The following is an 18,079-nucleotide window of genomic DNA, read 5'->3' as shown; positions in this document are numbered from 1 at the left end:
GGGGCTTGGGATGCTGGCCTGGTTTCAACGTCGGGGTGAAGGGCCGCTGGTCGCGGTGGATATTGGAACGCGGGCAGTGAAAAGTGTGGTGTTGAAGAAAGGCGCGGAACGTCCGGTGCTGACCTTTGCGCAGATTGAAGCCGTTCCCGAAGACGCGATTGTGGGGCGTGAGTTTGTGGACCGGGGTGCGGTGATGGAGGTGCTTGCCGGTCTGGAAGCCGCCCTTGGGGCCGAGACCCGGAGGGCGATCGCCGGCATCGGAGGGCGGGGCATCCTGGTGCGGCTGGAATCCATCCCCCTCTCAAAGGGGCAGAAAAAAGAAGATGCGCTGGCCACCTATGTTCGCTCCCTCCCGGGCCAGGATGTGGACGTTCTGTATGATTTTGTGGAACTCTCCCGGACCGATACCGGGCTGAACGGTGTCCTTGTGGTGGCCCGGAGCGAGGCGGTCGGGGACACCCTCTATCTTCTTCGGGATGCCGGGTTTGAACCGGTGATTGTGGATTATGAAGGGCTGGGACTTCTGAACTTCTATCAGGGATTGCAGGTGCTTCCCCCATCCGGGACCTATGGGATCCTCCACGTCGGTTTCGACATTACCTATCTGATCGTGGTCCGGGATGGCCAGCCCACCTATCTTGCGGAACTGGATGTTGCCCTGAAGTTTATTGCCGAAGGGCTTGCGCGTCTCGTGGGCGTTTCGACCGAGGATGCCCTGAGGGCAGCACGGGGAGAGATCCCGGAAGGCTTTTCGGCGGACAGCGTTCGCACGGGGCTTGAAAGTCTTCGCACCACCTTTGCGGGGGATATTCAGGCCGTGTTTCAGCGGGTGCTGGAAGAGGGGAAACTGGATGGTCTGTTCCTGAGCGGTGGGGGTGCCACCGTGGAGAATCTTGCCGGAACGCTGGAGAGCACCCTGGGCGTTCCGGTGACCCGGGTGAATGCCCTGGATTATGTGGACAACCAGACCACGCTGGACTATGATGCGGGCTATCTCCTGCCGGTTGCGGTGGGGATGGGTCTTCGGGCCATCCAGCCCATGCCCTACCGGATCAATCTTCTTCCGGAAGAGGAACGGCTTGCCGCCGAAGAAGCAGCCCTTCCCATTCCCCGACCGGATCTTGTGCTTCCCCTCGCCTTCCTGGTGGTGGGTGGTCTGGTGATCGCCGGAGGGTGGTGGACCCGGCGGAGCAAAATCCAGGACCTCCAGGTCAAGGTGAGCGAGATGCAGGAAGAACTGGATCTTCGCAGGGCCCGCCTGGGCAATCTGGCGGATCTTCGTCAGAAAAAAGAAGCCCTTTCCCGGAAGATCGAAACCATCCAGAACCTCCGTCAGGATCAGACCCGGGCGGTGGAGGAGGTGAACGCCGTGATCAAGGCGCTGCCGCCGGGGGTGTGGCTTGAAAACATTCAGGACCAGGCCCAGCAGATTTCCCTCACGGGGGGGGCCTATCATTATGCTGCCATTGCGGAATATCTCCGTCGCCTTCGCCTGTCGGAGGCGTTCACGGACGTTCGGTTCGTGGAGGCCAGGGAAGAAGAGGTGGAGGGTCTGGGGGTGTTCCGCTTTTCGCTGGTGTTGACCAAACGGGGCGGTCCTCTTGCCCCGCAGTGAAGACAAACAGGAGGTTCAGGGATGCGTAAGGTTTTCCTGGCGTTCATGATGCTCTCTGCGCTGGGCCTTGTGGCCTGCAGCGCCAAGGATTCTTCCTCCACCGTGACGATCACCGGTCGGGTGATGCGGCATAACGCGACACCGCCTGCGGGCGTCCCCGGTGTCCAGGTCACGGCCACAATGGTGAACGAGCCGGCCAATCCGGGAGAAATCGTTCCATCCTTCCCTCCGGTTGTCGGCACCACCGATGCGGAGGGACGATTTACCCTTGAGGTCCCCCTTTCCGGGGTGGTGGATGACCCGACCAACCCCTCCGGTCTCGTCCCAGCCGTCGGACTTCCCATTTCTCTCCAGTTCCAGGATGTGGTTTACTCGGGGTCGGAATGCGATACGACGGGCGGGGTGCGCATGCTGTGGGATATCTACACGGTGATTACGGCGACACGAATTTTCCAGCTTCAGGATGAAGGAACCCTGGATATCGGGGTCGTGCCTTATGAGGAGTTAACCCAGTTGACCGAATTCCGCTGGGGAACGCCGGGAGGGTGCTGAGGTGCTTCGCAATCCCCTCGTTCGTGGACTTTTGATCGGCCTCGTGGTGCTGGTGGTGGTGATTGTGGGCGGGATTCAGGGGGTGTGGAAACCCCAGAACCAGGAGATCACCCGGCTCCAGCAGGAACAGATCCGGCTGGAGCGGGAGCTTCGGGTGATCGCCCGTCAGGAGAAGGAGAAAGAGGCCCTGGAGAAGGAATACGCCCGGCTCATGGAACAGTGGAATCTCCTGAAGGACGTGCTCCCTCAGGAGGAGGATCTGCCGGGTGTGCTTCGGCTTATTCACGATGCGGCAACCCGAAGCGGCGTGGCCGTGGTCTCGGTCCGGCCCACGGCGGCAACGACCCAGCCCTCCGCCCAGCCTGCTGCGGCCACCCCCCCGTCTCGACGCTCCCGTCAACAGGCTGCACAGCCGCAGCAGCCAGCCCTTTCCTATCGTTCCCACGCGTATGCTCTGCAGCTTCGCGGAACCTTTTATGGAATCATGGATTTCGCCCGCCAGCTTCTCCGTGCAGAGCGACTCGGGAAAGTCGGTCAGGTGCAGATCCGTTACAGCCCCGAGAAGAAAAAAGAAGAAGGGTGGGTGGAATACAACGTGGAAGCGAACTTTGTCTACACGGTCTATAGCTTTCCCGAAGGGGGTGCACCATGAGGGGGATGAAGGTGCTCGTCGGTTGGTTGATGCCCGCGTTGCTTTTTGGACAGATCCGGGTGGAAGTGCAGAAAACACCCTTTCAGGTGACCCTCCAGGGAGCGTTTCAGGGATTCCAGCAGTTCGCCCTGGCCCAGCCACCCCGTTTCGTGGTGGACCTGGTGGGTGCACGTTATCCCGGAATGGATGAAATTCCGGTGGGGGTCCAGGGTGTGGCCCGGGTGCGGATTGCCCAGCATGCGGTGGACCCCCGGCCCGTGGTGCGCGTTGTTCTGGATCTGGAGCGCCCTGCGCCTTTTGAGGTTCGGGAGCTCGGGGAGGGCAAACTGGCGGTGGTTCCGGCATCCGCGCCGGCTTCCCCTGTGTCCCCTGCCCCTCCGGCGCAACCTGAGGTTCAGGCCACGTCTCCTCATGAGGACAGCGACACCCTGGAAACCCGGATCCTGAAACTGAAAAACCCGCCCCCCGTTCATGTGGTCCGTCTGGGACGGGATCCCTTCGAGCCTCCCAACCCTTCCGAGGACACCCTCCTGGTTCCCCAGCGGGCGAAACTGCTGGGGATCGTCAAGAATGACGCAGGGGAGCGATTTGCTCTGCTCACCGACGGAGAGCAGAACTACGTCCTTCGGGAAGGGGATCGGGTGGCCCAGGGGCGCCTCTCCAGGATCGGGGAGGATTATGTGATCTTTTCCGTGTATGAATATGGGGTTGCCCGGGCCTATCGGGTCAAACTCAGCGCGGAAGAAAAATAAAGGAGGGTTTTTATGATGAAACGTCTCTGGATGATCGCCCTTTTGTGGACGGGGGTGGCCCAGGCGCAGAACGTGTCCCTCAAGGTCCAGAATGCCGATGTGGTGAGCGTCCTTCAGGCCATTGCCCGGGCCGGAGGGGTGAATCTGGTGGTTTCCCCCAGCGTGAAGGGGACGGTGACCCTGGAGCTCCAGGATGTCCCCTGGAAACGGGCCTTTCAGACCGTTCTCCAGGTGTCGGGCCTGGCGTCCATTGAAAACGAAGACGTCATCACTGTGATGACACCGTCCGAACTGGATCAGTATGTGGGGGTGGCCGGACTCACCACCCGGCTCTATCCGGTAAAGTTTGCGGATGCCCAGAAAATCTCGGAGGTGCTCCGGAAATTCCTGACCAAGCGGGGCGAGATCGATGTCGATGCCTATTCCAACACCCTGATCGTGACGGACGTTCCCGCAACCCTGGACAAGGTGGCCGCCATCCTGGATTCCCTCGATCGCCCCACGCCGCAGGTCCGGATTCAGGCCAAGATCGTCCAGATTGACCGTTCGGCCGTTCAGGATCTGGGTATCCACTGGAACACCGGAACCCTGGGACGTTCGGCGGGTGGCACCAAATGGGGTGTGCAGTCCTCCAAAACCGTGGAGGATGCCCCTTCTTTCTCCTATGGCCGGGTGTTCAACACCTTTGACCTCTTTGCCAAGATTCAGGCACTGGAGACCCAGAACAAGGCCCAGGTTCTCTCCGAACCCTCCATCCTGGTGGCGGACAACGTGGAGGCCGAGATCAAATCCGGTAAGAAGATTCCCATCGTGACCCAGGACCAGGCGGGGAACCGAATTGTGCGGTTCTATGACATCGTCCTCCGCCTGAAGGTCACGCCCCACGTGTCCCCGGATGGGATGATCACCCTGGATCTCAATCCGGAACTCTCCGAACTTTCGGAGCAGGTGGGTGCCGGGGGCTATCCCATCATCCTGACCCATGAGGCCAGCACCCGGCTCACCCTTCGGAACGGAGAAACCGTGGTGCTGGGCGGTGTGATCAAGGAATCCAACAGCGAGGCCACGGCGGGCATCCCCTTCATTTCCCGGATCCCCGTGATCGGATGGCTTCTGGGAGGAGGCCAGAAATACAGCAAGACGAAGGGAGAGATCCTGATCTTCGTGACGCCGGAGATCGTGGAGGATGTGGCGGCGGCCAGTGCAGGGACAGAAGGCGTCGTGACGGATGTGGAAGGCGTGCAGGGTGAAGAGAACGTGGAATCGGTTCCTGTGGAAGTTCCAGTCGAAGCCACGGAGTGAGCACGCACCCTTGAAACTCCGAAGGAGGCCGTGAGCGATGGCAAAGCGGAAAAATCGTGGAGCGTTTTATGCGATCCTGGGGATCGTGGTGATTGCGGGCCTGGGGGTGATTGCCGCCCAGATGCGTCGCCCCTCCCGTGCTCAGAAGCCTGCGGAGGCGGTGACGCCTCTTGCGCCGTCCCCGCAGGAACTTGCCCGGGCGGAGGAACTGGGCGTGGTGGTGGGCTCCCCGGACGCACCCGTGACGGTGGTGGAATTCATGGATTACCTGTGCCCGTATTGCGGAAAAGCCACCCTGGAACTCTTCCCCCTTGTGGATTCCCTGTATATCCGGGAGGGCAAGGTCCGCTGGATCTTTGTGGACTTCCCTCTCCCATCCCACCGGACTTCGTTCATTGCAGCCGTTCTCGCCCGGTGCGGGGAAGAGCAGGGGCTCTTCATGAAACTCCACAAACTCTATTTTGCCCGGATGCGGGAGTGGGGACGCCTTCCCAATCCCACCTCCATCCTGATCGAGTGGGCAGGGGAGGCCGGGGCCGACGTGGAGAAGCTCCGTTCCTGCTTTGAGAGCGGGAAGATGCACGATCTTGTGGAGCAGAATGCGGCCTTCGGTCGGTCTGTGGGCGTGCGGGCCACGCCGACGTTTTTCATCAACGGAGAAAAGTATGAGGGGCTTCCCCGGGATCTGAACGAGTTTCTCAAGGTTCTGGACAGCAAACTTTCCGGTTCCTGAAACACCTCGGGGCAGGAAGGGGAATCGGCACAGGGGCATGATGGATCGAGAGGAATGGGTGGCCCTCCTCGCCGCAGGGGGGCTGCTGGATGCATTTTATCTCTCCCTCTACAAACTCGGGTACATCGGGTCCGTGGTGTGTGTGACGGGAGGAGGATGCGAGATCGTACAGTCCTCCTCCTATGCGGAATTTCTGGGAATCCCCACGGCGGTATGGGGCGTGCTGTATTATGCCCTGTATTTCGCCCTCGCCCTCGCCCGTCTGGAGGCTCCCCGACCCTGGATGAACCGGGTTCTGTGGGGCCTTGCCCTGTGGGGGGCGCTGTTTTCCACCTATCTCACGGGGATCGAGGTGTTCGTGCTCCGCGCCATCTGCACCTGGTGTGTGGTCTCTTGGGGAATCGTGCTGACGCTTCTGGTGCTCGAGACCGCGGGGCTCAGACGGGCAGGGGGGCGTCCGGAATAAACAGGGACGCCATACGCCGTAGCTTGGAGGCGGTTTCCTCCCAGAGTTCTTCCGGGGTGTGACCCCTCACCACGCCGCCTCCGGCAAACAGGATCAGTCGAGACCCCCGCACCAGGGCACTCCGGATGGCCACGAAGCACGCCACCTCCTCGGGGGTCACATAGCCCACCACGCCTCCATAAAGTCCCCGTAGGCCTCTTTCTTCCTCTTCAATCCAGCGGAGTGCCGCGTCCCGGGGATGGCCGGCCAGGGCCGGTGTGGGATGAAGATGACGGAGGATCGTGGCCCAGGAGACCCCGTTCCGGAGCCGGGCCGTGAACCGGGCCCGGCGGTGCCAGACCGGCCCCGCCTTCAGGGGTGCAAGATCCTGAATCTGAACTCCCTCCACCAGACCGTTCAGCTGGGCTTTCACCCCTTCCCCCACCAGGGCGTGCTCTTCCACCAGGTGGGGCCTGTCCAGTTCCTCCGGTGAGGAGGCGGTTCCGGCAAGAAGATCCACCTCCAGGGTGTTCCCCCGAAGCCGGAAGAGCCGCTCCGGGGTGAGCCCCAAAAACATTCCGGAGCGATGGGCAATCCCGAAGGCCGTTTCATGGGGTTTACGGGCCTTTCGCAGTTGAGCGAACAGTTCCACGGATTTTGGGGCACGGGAAAGCCGGAACTCCACAGCACGGGCCACCACCACTTTGGAAAACATTCCCTTCTGAAGGGCCTGAAGCGCCCGTTCCACCCGCTGGAAAAAACGGTCACGGGAAGGGCGAAGCACCACCTTCTCCACATGGAGGGGTTGAAAGGGTGGGGGAGGAAAATGCGGGGTTTCGGCAGGAGCCCAGGTGGTGGCGAGGGGAATCCCCTGCCACAGGGGACCGGCAGTTCCAGGGAAAGGGAAGGTGATCAAGGCGTTGGGCGAGGATTCCCGAATCCCCTCGCTGAAGGACGTGCTTGCAAGCAGGCGACCGTGATCCAGGAAGGCAAGGGCGTTCACGATTTCGAGTTGTGCGGGCTCTTCAGGAGTGCGAGAAGCGTTTCCCGGGAAACCTTCCCCACCGCGTTTCGGGGGATGCGGTCCACCACACGGATTTCCTTGGGGACCTTGTAGCCGGAAAGGCGGTCACGCAGATAGACCCGGAGTTCCTCCTCTGTGCAGTCCGGGCAGGCCACCACCGCCACCAGGCGCTGCCCCCATTCCGGATCCTCAAGGCCGAACACCACGACATCCTGAACCCCGGGATAACGGCTGAGCACAGCTTCCACCTCGGAGGGATGGACCTTTTCGCCGCCCGTGATTACCGTATCGTCTTTCCGTCCCAGCACCACGAGTTCACCGTATGGGTTCCACATGCCGATGTCTCCGGTATAGAACCAGCCCCCACTCCACCGCCGGATCCCCAGGTCCAGGCGGAGGGGCGAAGCCACGGTTTCTCCCCGAACCCGAATTTCTCCTTCCTCGTCCCGTCCAACCGGGGTCCCGTCTTCGCGAACCACCTGGATTTCCACGCAGGGGAGAGGCATGCCGCTTCCCCGGAGGCTTGCTTCCGGGGATTCCGGGAGGACGGTGGCCACCTGGGAGGTGGTTTCGGTCATGCCATATGTTCGGAGCACGGGAAGACCCTGCTCCAGGGCTTCCTGAACCAGTGCATATCGGGCCGGTGCGCCTCCGAGCAGGATCCCCCGCAGGCGGCCGCGTCGGGGATGGTGGGGGAGGATGCGGTGCAGCATGGTGGGGACAAGAGAGGCAAACTCCACGTCGCCCAGGACGGTCGCGACCCGTTCGGCGTCAAAGGGCACCATCACCACCGTGCCCGCAGTGAAGAGGGTGCGGGTGAGAATGGCGAGCCCTCCGACGTGGAAGAGGGGCAGGGTGAGAAGCCACCGATCCCTCCGGCGGTGACCCAGGTGGACGGCGGAGGCCAGGGCCTGACTCCGGTGATTGGCCCAGGTGTGAAGAACGGGTTTCGGGATCCCCCGGCTCCCCGAGGTGAAGATCACGGAAGCGCCGTCCTGGCCGTGGACCCAGGGCAGGCGGACGGGAGACCGGGCACGCTCTGCCTCTTTCTGGAGTTCACGGAGGCGCAGGTTCCGGGGGTTGAGGGTGGCATGGACCAGGATGCCGGAAAGGGCCTGCTGGCGTTCTTCCGGAGTCCAGGACGGGTGGATGGGGAGAGGGATGGCGGAAAGCCACCAGAGGGCGTGAAGCAGGACCACCGTTTCCGGAAGGAAATGGGCTTCCACCACCACCGTCATGCCCGCCCGGATCCCGTCGTGTTCGGCGAGTTCCCGGGCCACGTGCTGAACCACCCGGGCAAAGGTTCGCCAGGACAGGGTTTCGTGCTCCCAGATCAGCGCGGGAACGTCGCCGTATCGCAGGGCGTTCACGGCGAGAGGGTGTGGCCAGGTCTGATGATTCATGGATTTCCTCCCGGTTCATCCCACCAGATCCGCACTTTTTCGATGCGACTGCCTGTCCGCTCCGTGATCTCAAAACGCAGCCCTTCCAGGGTGAACCGACGCATTTCCGGCCCCGGGAGGGCGTTGAGCTTTCGGAGCATCCAGGAGGCCAGACTCTCCTCGTCGGGCCCCTCGATGGGGACCCCGTGGAGTTTGAGGGTCCGCAGGGGAAGAAAGGTGGACACCTCCACACCGGGTCTCCACTTCCCCTGAGGCCAGAAAAAGGATACCATGGTTTCAAAGAGGATTTCGTCACTCACCATTCCCCGAAGGGTCCCCCGTTCATCCACCACCAGGGCGATGGGAACCTGGCTTTTTCGGAGCACCTCCAGCACCCTGGAAAGGGGCCAGCTCGCCAGCACCCGCACAGGAGGACGGATGCGCTGAGACCAGGTGTCTGGCCGGTTCTGGGTCCGGAGGAGGTCTTTGATATGGATGATGCCGATGATGTTGTCGGGGTCTTCGTCATACACGAACAGGCGGTTCCAGGGTACACGACACAGATGGGCCAGCACCTCGTCAAAGGTGGCCGAAGCCGGAACACGGCGGAGCCGGTGGGCCGGGATCATCACGGTGTGGACGGGTTGATCCATGAAATCCAAGGCCAGTTTCAGCGCCCAGGGACCCACATGGCGGGAGCGGTGCCGGCGCAGCGAGAGAAGGGCCCAGGAAATTTCCTGAAGGAGCAATCGCTCCCGGCTCATGGAAAGAATGCGTCGCCAGAGGCTGAGATAGGTTTCGAGAAGAGGGGTGAGAACCTGCCCGAAGGCATAAAGCAGAGGGAAGAGCCAGGGGATCAGAAGGGTCCCCATCCGGCGGGCCAGGGTTTTGGGCAGAATCTCACCAAACAGAATCAGGAGAAGGGTCGCCCCTGCGCCCGAGAGCACCCACGTTTCCGCCTCGGGGCGAATCCGGTACAGAGCCACGGCGAGCAGGATGGCCACCATGGCGTTGGCCAGGTTGTTCCCGAACAGGATGGTGGCAAAGACCCGGTCGGGATGCTCGGTGAACCACCGGGCGAGGGGGCGGGAAAGGAGGCGGGGAAGCTGGGAGGTGGGAACGGTGATATAGGCGGTTTCACTCGCCGAGAACAGGGCAGAGAGAAGCAATCCGGCCACAACGCCTGCGAAAAGAAGGGTCATGCCGGTGTGCTCCGGGTGATTTTGAGCCGCTCCACCGCCGCGCCCTGCCGGCGGAGTACCTCGATCTCCACCCCGTCCACCTCAATGATTTCCCCTTCCTCAGGGATGCGCTCCAGGTGGTCCAGCAGCCATGCGGCCACCGTGTCGAAGCGGGGCCCTGGCAGTTCGATGCCGGTCTGCTGATAGAGCTCTTCCACCAGCGCCCCTGCGTCCACGATCCAGGTGTGATCGTCCACCGGCCGGATCATGGGGGAGCGCACCGGCTCCAGGAAGGGACGGACGATATCCCGCTGGGTGACGATGCCCCGGAGGTTGCCAAACTCGTCCACCACCAGGAGCATGGGCAGGCGTTCCCGGCGGAACCGGTCAAAGGCAACGGGCAGAGGGGCGGTGTCCAGAATCACCCGGGGAGGAAGCCAGCCCCCGGTGCGGCACAGAGAAGCCTTCAGGGTGGCGAGGCCCACCACCGCACCTTGTTCGGGATCATACACCGGAAGGGTGTGATGGGGATATTTGCGGAAAGCCTCCAGAGGGTCCTCATCCGGTGGGATCCACCGAACCCGGGACCAGGGGGTCATCACATCGTCCACCGTCATGTTCAGAAAGGAGAGGAAAGAGCGCAGGGGGACAAGCTGTTCGTCGTCCTGAAGGTCCAGAAGCCCGAGAATTTCGCTCAGCGAAGGCTCATTTGTCGGAGGAGAGGGGCGCAGCAGCCGGAAGGGGAGGTTTGTGAGGAGGGCAAAGGGCGCGATGACATAGGCACCTAGGCGGGCGATTTTTTCCGGGGCGGTGTAGGCAAGGAGCTTGGGAGGGAGTTCGGAAAGGGCAAACACCACCATTCCGAAGACGATCACCGAGAGGGCCTCCTGAAACGCCGGGGGGAAGAGATCCTGGGCCAGCAGGTCAAAGAGGATGGCGGCATAGCTGTTCACCAGGTTGTTCCCGATCAGGATGGCCACCAGAAGTCCATCGGGATAGGCAAGAAACGAGCGAAACCAGCCGGGAACCCTCCGGGCAAGCCAGGAGGCAGGCGGTCCCAGGAGGGCCACCTCGCTGCCCGAGAAGATGGCCGAAAGAAACAGGAGGACCCCCAGGATCAGGAGGGCAGGAAGGTTTTCCATCGCGCAAACCACACCTGTTCCAGGTGTTCCATTTCCCCGCTGTCCTTGTCCCCATGGTGTGTGAAGCCGCACCCGTGGAGCAGGCCGTGGATGGCATAGAACCCCAGCATTTCACTGAAATTCCGGGTGCGGCGAAGGACGTCCAGGTTGATGTAGATTTCCACTTCGTCGTCGAGGGGGAAGGTGAGGACGTCCGGGGCGTAGTCCCGACCCAGGAACCGCCGGTTCAGATCCCGGGCACGGCGTGCCCCCACCAGGATCAACCGCACCCTTCGGGTGCAGGAAAGATTCTCCAGCATCTCGGAAAGGAGCGTCCTCAGGTTATTCAAAACGCTGGGCGATGGTGTGCTTTTCGTGGCGACGTAGATTCTGACGAACATCCTTTTCCTCCGGATAGACGATCCGGCGGTGATACTGACCCAGAAGGAGGGGACGGAAGGCTTCCCGGATGGTGTGGATTTCCCGCAGAGAGAGATCTGCCTCGTCCAGCTGGCCTTCTTCCATTTTCCACCGAAACACGCGGTTCAGGGTGTCTTCGATGCGAGCAGGCGTGGGGTCCGGGAGACTCCGGCAGGCAGCTTCCACTGAGTCTGCAAGCATCACGATGGCCTGCTCCTTGGTCCAGGGCCGGGGCCCTGGATAGGAAAATTCCCGGGGATCGGGGTGTTCACCCATTTCCTTGGCTTTGTTATAGAAGGGGCGAATCAGGGTGGTTCCGTGATGGGTCTGGATGATAGCCACCACGGCTTCCGGGAGGTTGTGCATTCGGGCAAGCTGAACCCCGTGGGTTACATGTTCCCGGAGAATCAGCACACTCAAACGGGGAGAAAGACGATCGTGGGGATTTTCCCCGCGCTGGTTTTCGATAAAATAGGCCGGCCGATGGATTTTCCCGATGTCGTGAAACATGCCTCCCACCCGGGCCAGGAGGGGGTTGGCGCCGATGGCCCGGGCCGCCGTTTCCGCCAGGCTGGCCACGGCCATGCTGTGTTCAAAGGTCCCCGGGGCCTTGCGGGCGAGTTCCACCAGCAGGGGATGGTCCAGCCGCAGGAGTTCCAGGAGAGAGAAATCGGTGGTGAGGTGCAGCCAGCGCTCGAGGAGGGGCAGGATCAGAAAGAGAAGGGCCACCACGAAGGTGGTTTCGGCCACGCCCCAGAGGAAGGCCTGATAACTTTCCGGGAGGAGGGTGGTGAGGGGAACCCACTGGGCGAAGGGCCATTGCCCCAGAAGGGATGCAACGATGAGGGCCAAGGCCAGGCGATACACATCCCGTGCCCGAGACAAGGGATAGAGGGCAAGGACCGCCACCACCACGAGAAGCGCCCGGTGCCAGAAGACCTGGGGAAACAGGGAAGGGGGCCAGAGAAAGGCGTTCCATAAAGAAAAAAGCACACCCAGGAGCATGGCCGCCCGTCGCCCCACGAAGAAAGAGAGAAAAAGGGCGGGCACCACGAGCACGGTCAGGGGAACAGGCAGGGGATAGAGTGTTCGCGCAAGCACTTCCAGAGACAGGAGGGCCAGGAGGAGGCTGGTTCCCAGGTGGATCCGGGACAGGGGCAGGGCGTGCCGTTTCACCGCTTTGAAGAGATAGGGGTAATACAGCTGCCCAAACCCCACAAAGAGGACACCGGCCACCACGACCTTCCCCCGAAGGTCGAGGGAGAACAGAGACCACCCGCCCCCGATCAGGGCTGCCCAGAGGGCAAGGGGGAGGAATCGGAAGGGGGACTTATCCGGAGGTATCCTGGGACTGTCGGGCTCGCTCATAGGCATCCACGATGCGTTTCACCAGGGGATGGCGGACCACATCGGCCTGCGTCAGGCGAACAATGGCGATGCCGGGGACGTCCCGGAGGACGTCCACCGCCTCCACCAGGCCGGAACGCTCCCGGGTAGGAAGGTCGATCTGGGTGATGTCCCCCGTGATGACCACCCGGGAACGGGGTCCGATTCGGGTAAGAAACATTTTCATCTGCACGGTTTTGGTGTTCTGGGCCTCGTCCAGGATGATGAAGGCATCCGAAAGGGTGCGCCCCCGCATGTAGGCCAGAGGAGCGATCTCAATGATGCGCCGGTGCATCATGGACTGGACTTTCTCAAAGGGAACCATGGCCTGGAGGGCGTCGTACAGGGGAGTGAGATACGGGTTGATTTTCTCCTCAAAGCTGCCGGGAAGGAAGCCCAGAGACTCACCGGCTTCCACGGCCGGACGGGTGAGGATGATGCGCTCCACCCGCTCTTCCCACAGGAACTTGAGGGCCATGGCCACGGCCAGAAAGGTTTTCCCGGTTCCGGCGGGACCGATGCCGAAGACCACATCGTGGGTCTCCATGGCCTCCAGATACCGGGCCTGCTGGGGGGTGAGGGGCTGGACTTTTTTCTTCGGCGTATGGATCACGGGGGTTCCGTTGCGGCGGGAAGAAGGTTCAGTCTGCCTTTGGCCGGAGACGGCATGGACGGTGGCCACCACATCCGTCTCTTCCAGCACCCCGTGGGTGAGCAGGTGTTCTTTGAGGAGTTCCACCACCTGCTCCACCAGCCGGACACGGGCTTCCGGTCCACGGAGCATGAGGTCCTCCCCGCGGACCACGAGCTGCACGTCCTCAAACAAGGCGCGCAGACGGGAGAGATTCCGATCCTGCACGCCCAGAAAGGCTTTCAGGGGAACATCCCCCAGGGATACACGGCTACGCACCACGGTCTCCTTCACCTCCCTTCCCGAAGGGTGTAAAAACAAGAAGGGGGGAAGCCCCCTCTCGGAAGCTTCCCCACCCTTTGAACCCTGCAATGAGCTTCAATCTCTCGGGATGGTGAGCACCCATCCAGGATAGATGAGATCCGGATCCTTGATTTTGTCCCGGTTGGCCTCGTAGATCTTGGTCCACTTGTAGGGATCCCCGTAGATCCAGGAGAATCCGGCAATCTTCCAGAGGTAATCTCCGGGGATCACCTCAAACTCTTTCACGAGGCCGTGGGGGATGGTGAGCACCCATCCGGGATAGATCAGGTTGGGATCTTTGATTTTGTCCCGGTTGGCACGCCAGATGCGGGGCCAGGCCTTGGGGTTGTTGTAGATGTACCGCATACCGGCGATCTTGTAGAGGAAGTCGCCTTCCTGAACGGTGTATTCCGAAGGATATTTGGCGATCTCGGCCTTCAGATTTTCGATCTCCTGGCGGGCATTCTGGACGCAGGACTCATATTCCGATACCTGGCCCTGGAGTTCGTTCACCTGGGCTTCCAGCTCGGCGATCTCTGCGTTCACCTGGTCCAGCTTCTGACGATACTCCGCAAGCTGGGCCTGGGCCTCTTCCTCCGTGAGCTTTTTCCCCTCCTGGGCCCAGCCGGTGACAGGCAGCAAAAGGGCGATCATCCAGAGCTTTTTCATGGTTTCCCCTCCTCAGTATCCCTGTTCCAGCAGGTCCAGATAGTTTTTCAGAGAGTCGCGCTCGCTCCGCAGGTTTTCGCACTCTTCCTTCAGAGAGAGCTTGGCCTGGAGTTCCTCGAGCTGGGACTTGAGCTCATCCCGGCGGGCGACGGCCTGCTCATAGGCCGTTTTGGCCTCTTCCAGGGCCGTGAGAGTCTCTTTGGATGCCCCCTTGGGGCCACAGGCCGTTCCGGCAAGACCTGTAACCAGGAGGGCCAGCACGGCAAGACGGCGCATCTGCATGGAAAAACCTCCTGTTTGTGCCTCATGCATGCGAAAATAGTATACACACCGGTCAGGAACCTGTCAAGGATTGGGCCATTTCCAGTGCTCCCTTATCAGGAGCGGGGGGCAGAGGGAAGGACGCGCACCTCCCGGGCCACCGGGCCCCGCGGGGTGTGATCCACCTGAAAGGTGACCCGCTGTCCGCCTTCCAGGTGTTTGCCTCCTCCGGCATCCGCCACGTCGGGCGAAAGGACGAACACGTCCTCTCCACCGTTCTCGGGGGTGATGAAGCCATACCCCATCCTGCTGCTGAAACGTTTCACCACGCCGTGAAATCTCATGGGAATTCCCCTTTCTCCCCTGCGGGAGTGGGTTGGATTCAAGCATACACGCCGGGGGTGGGGTTGTCAAATCCGGGACCGGGTGTCGTTCGGACACGCCAGCGGGAGGATCCGGCGCGGGAGGTGACCGGAGACGCTCCCGGTGGGAGGGTGTATGATTGAAGAAATATCGCAGAACAGGAGGACCGTTATGGGAATGGGTGTGCTATGGATAATGGTGCTGAGCCAGATGCCCTCGCCGTCCATCACGGTGGATGGTGTGATTTCTCCCGGGGAGAACTGGATTCTTCTGGGGGCGTCCACCTCGGCGGGGGATCCTTCCCTCAACCTGGACACGCTGTGGGGCTATCTCACGGCCGACACGCTCTATGTGGCCTTCAAGGCAACCGGAAGATTTGCCACCGACACGTTGATCTTCCTGATACCGGGAGACCTTGATCGCGTCAATGGATCAGGTTGCGCATACACGGGATGTTCGCAGGATGCCGCCGGTTTTGACGTTCTCTCTGGCAATGAGCTATCCCTGGTTCTCGGAGGTTGGGATACGCTCTATTTCGCTCCAGAGAAAGAACTGGTTCTGCGATCCAATCCCACGGGATCGGGTGCGTCTTGTCTGGCCAGCACATATGACTACAGTGGAGGATGGAACCTGCTCGGGGCCACGGGGTCGTACGCCTGTCAATACAGCAGCGGCTTTGACACGCTCACGGTGGAATGGAAAATCGCCCTGCAGGATCTGGGAATCACAGGGACGGTCAACGCATTCCACCTGAACCTGTATGGCGTGGTGAAAGACAATGCAGGACCGCCTTTCAGCGCCGTGGACTGCATTCCCTTTGACGGGCAGTGCGGGGACGGTGCGGATGAACGTCACGACACCGACACCCTTTCCGCCCTGGTGCGCCTCTCCCGGTTTCGCCGGACCGGCGAGGGACTCCGGATCACCGAGGTGTATTACGACATGCCCACCGGGGGAGAACCCGAGCCCGCCTCCGAATTTGTGGAGATTCTGCACACGGGTTCCGACACCGCGGACCTCTCCTTCTTCATCCTGACCGATGAACCGCTTGATTCCACCAATGAAGGTCGGTTTCAGTTTCCCAAAGACTTCTATCTCCCTCCGGGTGCCTTCCTGATTCTGGCCAACGATGCGGATACCCTGAACCAATATTTCCCTTTGCCCGCTCTGTATCCATCGCCTTTCATCCTGGCGTATGGCGGCAGAGAATACACGGGCTCCCTCGCGCTCGCGAACAGCGGGGATGATGTTCACCTTTTTGGCGGACAGGTGTCGCCTTATGACACCACCCTGCTCGTGGAGGTGGACAGCATGTGGTATGGAAACGGGGGGGACCTCGGTTCTGCAGGGGCAGCGCCGGACGTGCCAGCCGGTTCTTCCCTGGAGCGCAAGACGTACGGCCTCTGGACGGGAACGCCGGCCCAGGACTTCTATGAGCAGACAAGCCCTTCCCCGGGTGACCTTCCGCCCCAGGTGATCCAGATCGGATCTCCCGCATATCAATCCGGAGGCGGGGGTGTCTGGGTGGTGGAGGTGGTGATGGGAGACACCCTGCCCGCCGGCGACACCCTCCAGGCGGACACGCTCTATTACCGTCTGAGCGCGGACGGGGGCAACACCTGGTCGGCCTGGACCGGTGTGGCCCATGATTCGGTGAACGCCTATCCGAAGACATCCGGCGTGGTTCAGCGGTATTACTACGCCTTTCCGGATTCTCTGGGCGGACAGCCGGTCACCCATGTGGAGTATTATGTGCGGGCACGGGATGCCTGGGGGCGGGCCTTTGGCGACGCGACCCTCACCTCCAGCGGTGTGGTGACCGGTGTGGCGGAGAGGCCGGGCACCCCGGCGGTTCGGGTGGACCTTCGTGCCGGTGAGATCCGGCTTGCGGGGCTTGCCCCCCGGACCCGGGTGGAGGTGCTGGACGCCCTGGGACGCCGTCGGGGTGTGTTTCGGGCAGGTCCGTCAGGCGCCCTTCGCATCCCCGTCCGGGGGACGGGCGTGGTGTTCCTCCGGGTGCAGGGGGGACCGGATCGGAAGGTCGTGATCGTCCGGTGACAGCGAGGGCGCTGAAGTTCACCCATGAGTTCGGACACCTGGGTATAGGGATTGGATGAACGTGTGGTGGACACGTTGAATCAAGGATCTCCATTCTTTGGGTGGCAATCGCCATTTCTTCTCAAGCAGGACAAAAGGCCCGGAGAAGCGTTTCCATCTTGCAGAGCCTGTACGACGGAGAAGTTCCTGACGCACCTCTCCTCCAAGAAGCAGCACAATGCCGTAGACCAGGAGCATAAATCCTACCAGCTTTTCCATCACCGCTTGTTTCTTGCTCATCACATCTCCCAACCCCAGCAGGCTTTTCATGTCCCGGAACGATTCCTCAATCTCCATCCGCCTGCGGTACAACCGCAGCGCTTCTTCAGGCTCCAGTGTGGTCATCAGCCACAGGGGTTCCTTCTGGCCCCACTCCCACACCCCGATAACGTTGACCTCCACTTCCCCACGGTATCGCAGCCCCCGAAAGACCACTTTTTCTCCAACAGGACATGTGAGATGGACCTTTCGTCCCTCGGCGTCCAGAAAAACCGGAGGACGGGATCCCATTCTCAAGCGGATCACGAAATTCATCCCCGCTTCCCGCAGATGGCGCAGGAGAGTCGTATAGCTGAATTCCCGGTCCATCACAAGGGGACGATTTCCAGAGAACCTTCCAGGAAAGAAGCGTCTGGATGTGGACGGCATTTCGTGAGCTTCCCGTATCTTTGAAGGTTCTTGAAGAGAAGGTGGTCATGGCAAAGGGGATGGCGCGTCCTCGCAGAGGGGCGGCGAGAACGAGGAGCCAGAAGCCGCGGGTTTTGCCATCTTTCAGGGTTCCGACGTATTCTGTCTTGCGGGCCTGGGGTCTTTCGATTTCGGTGACGTCAGCGATCACGAAGGGAGCGGTTTCGGGGAAAAGCCTCCAGAGGGTTTCATGGGGATTAAAATGTTCGAGGAAGCGCTGGATACGCTTATACGCGGCGCTTTCAGAAACGCCTTTCATCTTGCGAGCCATGGAAGAGATACGGAGTGACCGGGCGTCCAGGAGAGCATATCCGATTTCCGTTGCTCGTTCTGCAAAGCGAGGATCCGGAAAAAGAACTTGCATGAACGACTTCAGGGGTATAAACTTCCTCATGGGGATCCTCCTTTCTTTTCGTTGTTTCTTGTTCAGCAGGGAAAGTATACAGCTTTCCCCCGGAGGATCCCCACCTCCCTTTCACCCCTGTCCGAACTCTTGTCCGGAG

At 61.3% G+C, this 18,079-nt stretch carries 19 protein-coding genes; 8 read left to right on the top strand and 11 right to left on the bottom strand.

The genetic code is table 11. The features are described from left to right. The first annotated feature begins 10 nt into the window (after positions 1-10). The 7 genes from pilM to AC6HU3_RS04260 are packed head-to-tail and all read left to right on the top strand — an operon-like array spanning position 11 to position 6,072. Positions 11-1,615, top strand: coding sequence for a pilus assembly protein PilM (gene pilM / locus AC6HU3_RS04290; RefSeq protein WP_497536050.1), 1,605 nt, complete (start codon positions 11-13; stop codon positions 1,613-1,615). Between the two features lie 21 nt (positions 1,616-1,636). Then, entirely contained in the window at positions 1,637-2,167 is a 531-nt protein-coding gene (locus AC6HU3_RS04285; protein WP_497536049.1) for a hypothetical protein, read from the top strand. 1 nt (position 2,168) lies between these two features. Then, on the top strand, positions 2,169-2,819 hold the full coding sequence (locus AC6HU3_RS04280; RefSeq protein ID WP_497536048.1) for a hypothetical protein: 651 nt from the start codon (positions 2,169-2,171) through the stop codon (positions 2,817-2,819). Then, positions 2,816-3,571 (top strand): AMIN domain-containing protein, encoded by a 756-nt coding sequence (locus AC6HU3_RS04275; RefSeq protein ID WP_497536047.1) that lies wholly within the window; start codon positions 2,816-2,818, stop codon positions 3,569-3,571. The genes AC6HU3_RS04280 and AC6HU3_RS04275 overlap by 4 nt, the downstream gene beginning before the upstream one ends. Positions 3,572-3,583: 12 nt before the next feature. Beyond that, positions 3,584-4,873 carry a secretin GspD/PilQ domain-containing protein gene (locus AC6HU3_RS04270; protein WP_497536046.1) on the top strand — a complete coding sequence of 430 codons (1,290 nt, stop codon included), beginning with the start codon at positions 3,584-3,586 and terminating at the stop codon, positions 4,871-4,873. A 37-nt stretch (positions 4,874-4,910) separates the two neighbouring features. Further along, positions 4,911-5,606 (top strand): DsbA family protein, encoded by a 696-nt coding sequence (locus AC6HU3_RS04265; RefSeq protein ID WP_497536045.1) that lies wholly within the window; start codon positions 4,911-4,913, stop codon positions 5,604-5,606. A 37-nt stretch (positions 5,607-5,643) separates the two neighbouring features. Continuing rightward, positions 5,644-6,072: a vitamin K epoxide reductase family protein gene (locus AC6HU3_RS04260; RefSeq protein ID WP_497536044.1), complete on the top strand. Its 429-nt coding sequence runs from the start codon at positions 5,644-5,646 to the stop codon at positions 6,070-6,072. On the opposite strand, the gene AC6HU3_RS04255 is transcribed toward AC6HU3_RS04260, so the two are convergent. The 10 genes from AC6HU3_RS04255 to AC6HU3_RS04210 form a co-directional block, all read right to left on the bottom strand. After that, complete coding sequence (locus tag AC6HU3_RS04255) at positions 6,044-7,054, bottom strand: chorismate-binding protein (RefSeq protein ID WP_497474948.1); 1,011 nt, start codon at positions 7,052-7,054, stop codon at positions 6,044-6,046. The genes AC6HU3_RS04260 and AC6HU3_RS04255 overlap by 29 nt on opposite strands. Continuing rightward, complete coding sequence (gene menE, locus AC6HU3_RS04250) at positions 7,051-8,478, bottom strand: o-succinylbenzoate--CoA ligase (protein WP_497474946.1); 1,428 nt, start codon at positions 8,476-8,478, stop codon at positions 7,051-7,053. The genes AC6HU3_RS04255 and menE overlap by 4 nt, the downstream gene beginning before the upstream one ends. Then, entirely contained in the window at positions 8,475-9,659 is a 1,185-nt protein-coding gene (locus AC6HU3_RS04245; protein WP_497474944.1) for a CNNM domain-containing protein, read from the bottom strand. The genes menE and AC6HU3_RS04245 overlap by 4 nt, the downstream gene beginning before the upstream one ends. After that, positions 9,656-10,780 carry a transporter associated domain-containing protein gene (locus tag AC6HU3_RS04240; RefSeq protein WP_497474942.1) on the bottom strand — a complete coding sequence of 375 codons (1,125 nt, stop codon included), beginning with the start codon at positions 10,778-10,780 and terminating at the stop codon, positions 9,656-9,658. Before AC6HU3_RS04240 ends, AC6HU3_RS04245 begins: the two co-directional genes overlap by 4 nt. Further along, positions 10,756-11,079: an rRNA maturation RNAse YbeY gene (ybeY, locus tag AC6HU3_RS04235; protein WP_497474940.1), complete on the bottom strand. Its 324-nt coding sequence runs from the start codon at positions 11,077-11,079 to the stop codon at positions 10,756-10,758. The genes AC6HU3_RS04240 and ybeY overlap by 25 nt, the downstream gene beginning before the upstream one ends. A gap of 22 nt (positions 11,080-11,101) precedes the next feature. Then, positions 11,102-12,547, bottom strand: a complete 1,446-nt coding sequence (locus AC6HU3_RS04230; protein WP_497474938.1) for an HDIG domain-containing metalloprotein — start codon at positions 12,545-12,547, stop codon at positions 11,102-11,104. Then, positions 12,510-13,475, bottom strand: a complete 966-nt coding sequence (locus tag AC6HU3_RS04225) for a PhoH family protein (RefSeq protein WP_497474937.1) — start codon at positions 13,473-13,475, stop codon at positions 12,510-12,512. The genes AC6HU3_RS04230 and AC6HU3_RS04225 overlap by 38 nt, the downstream gene beginning before the upstream one ends. A 99-nt stretch (positions 13,476-13,574) precedes the next feature. After that, positions 13,575-14,168 carry a LysM peptidoglycan-binding domain-containing protein gene (locus AC6HU3_RS04220; RefSeq protein ID WP_497474935.1) on the bottom strand — a complete coding sequence of 198 codons (594 nt, stop codon included), beginning with the start codon at positions 14,166-14,168 and terminating at the stop codon, positions 13,575-13,577. A gap of 12 nt (positions 14,169-14,180) precedes the next feature. Continuing rightward, positions 14,181-14,450, bottom strand: coding sequence for a hypothetical protein (locus AC6HU3_RS04215; RefSeq protein WP_497474934.1), 270 nt, complete (start codon positions 14,448-14,450; stop codon positions 14,181-14,183). 95 nt (positions 14,451-14,545) lie between these two features. After that, positions 14,546-14,773 (bottom strand): cold-shock protein, encoded by a 228-nt coding sequence (locus AC6HU3_RS04210; RefSeq protein WP_497474933.1) that lies wholly within the window; start codon positions 14,771-14,773, stop codon positions 14,546-14,548. 190 nt (positions 14,774-14,963) lie between these two features. Between AC6HU3_RS04210 and AC6HU3_RS04205 the strand changes: the two genes are divergently transcribed. Beyond that, entirely contained in the window at positions 14,964-16,850 is a 1,887-nt protein-coding gene (locus AC6HU3_RS04205) for a lamin tail domain-containing protein (protein ID WP_497474932.1), read from the top strand. 18 nt (positions 16,851-16,868) lie between these two features. Here AC6HU3_RS04205 and AC6HU3_RS04200 read toward each other — a convergent pair whose 3' ends face one another. Beyond that, positions 16,869-17,477, bottom strand: a complete 609-nt coding sequence (locus AC6HU3_RS04200; protein WP_497474931.1) for a transposase — start codon at positions 17,475-17,477, stop codon at positions 16,869-16,871. Positions 17,478-18,079: the final 602 nt, after the last annotated feature.

The sequence above is a fragment of the Caldifarcimen microaerophilum genome, assembly GCF_055387105.1.
This window is presented reverse-complemented; position numbering and strand designations above follow the sequence as displayed.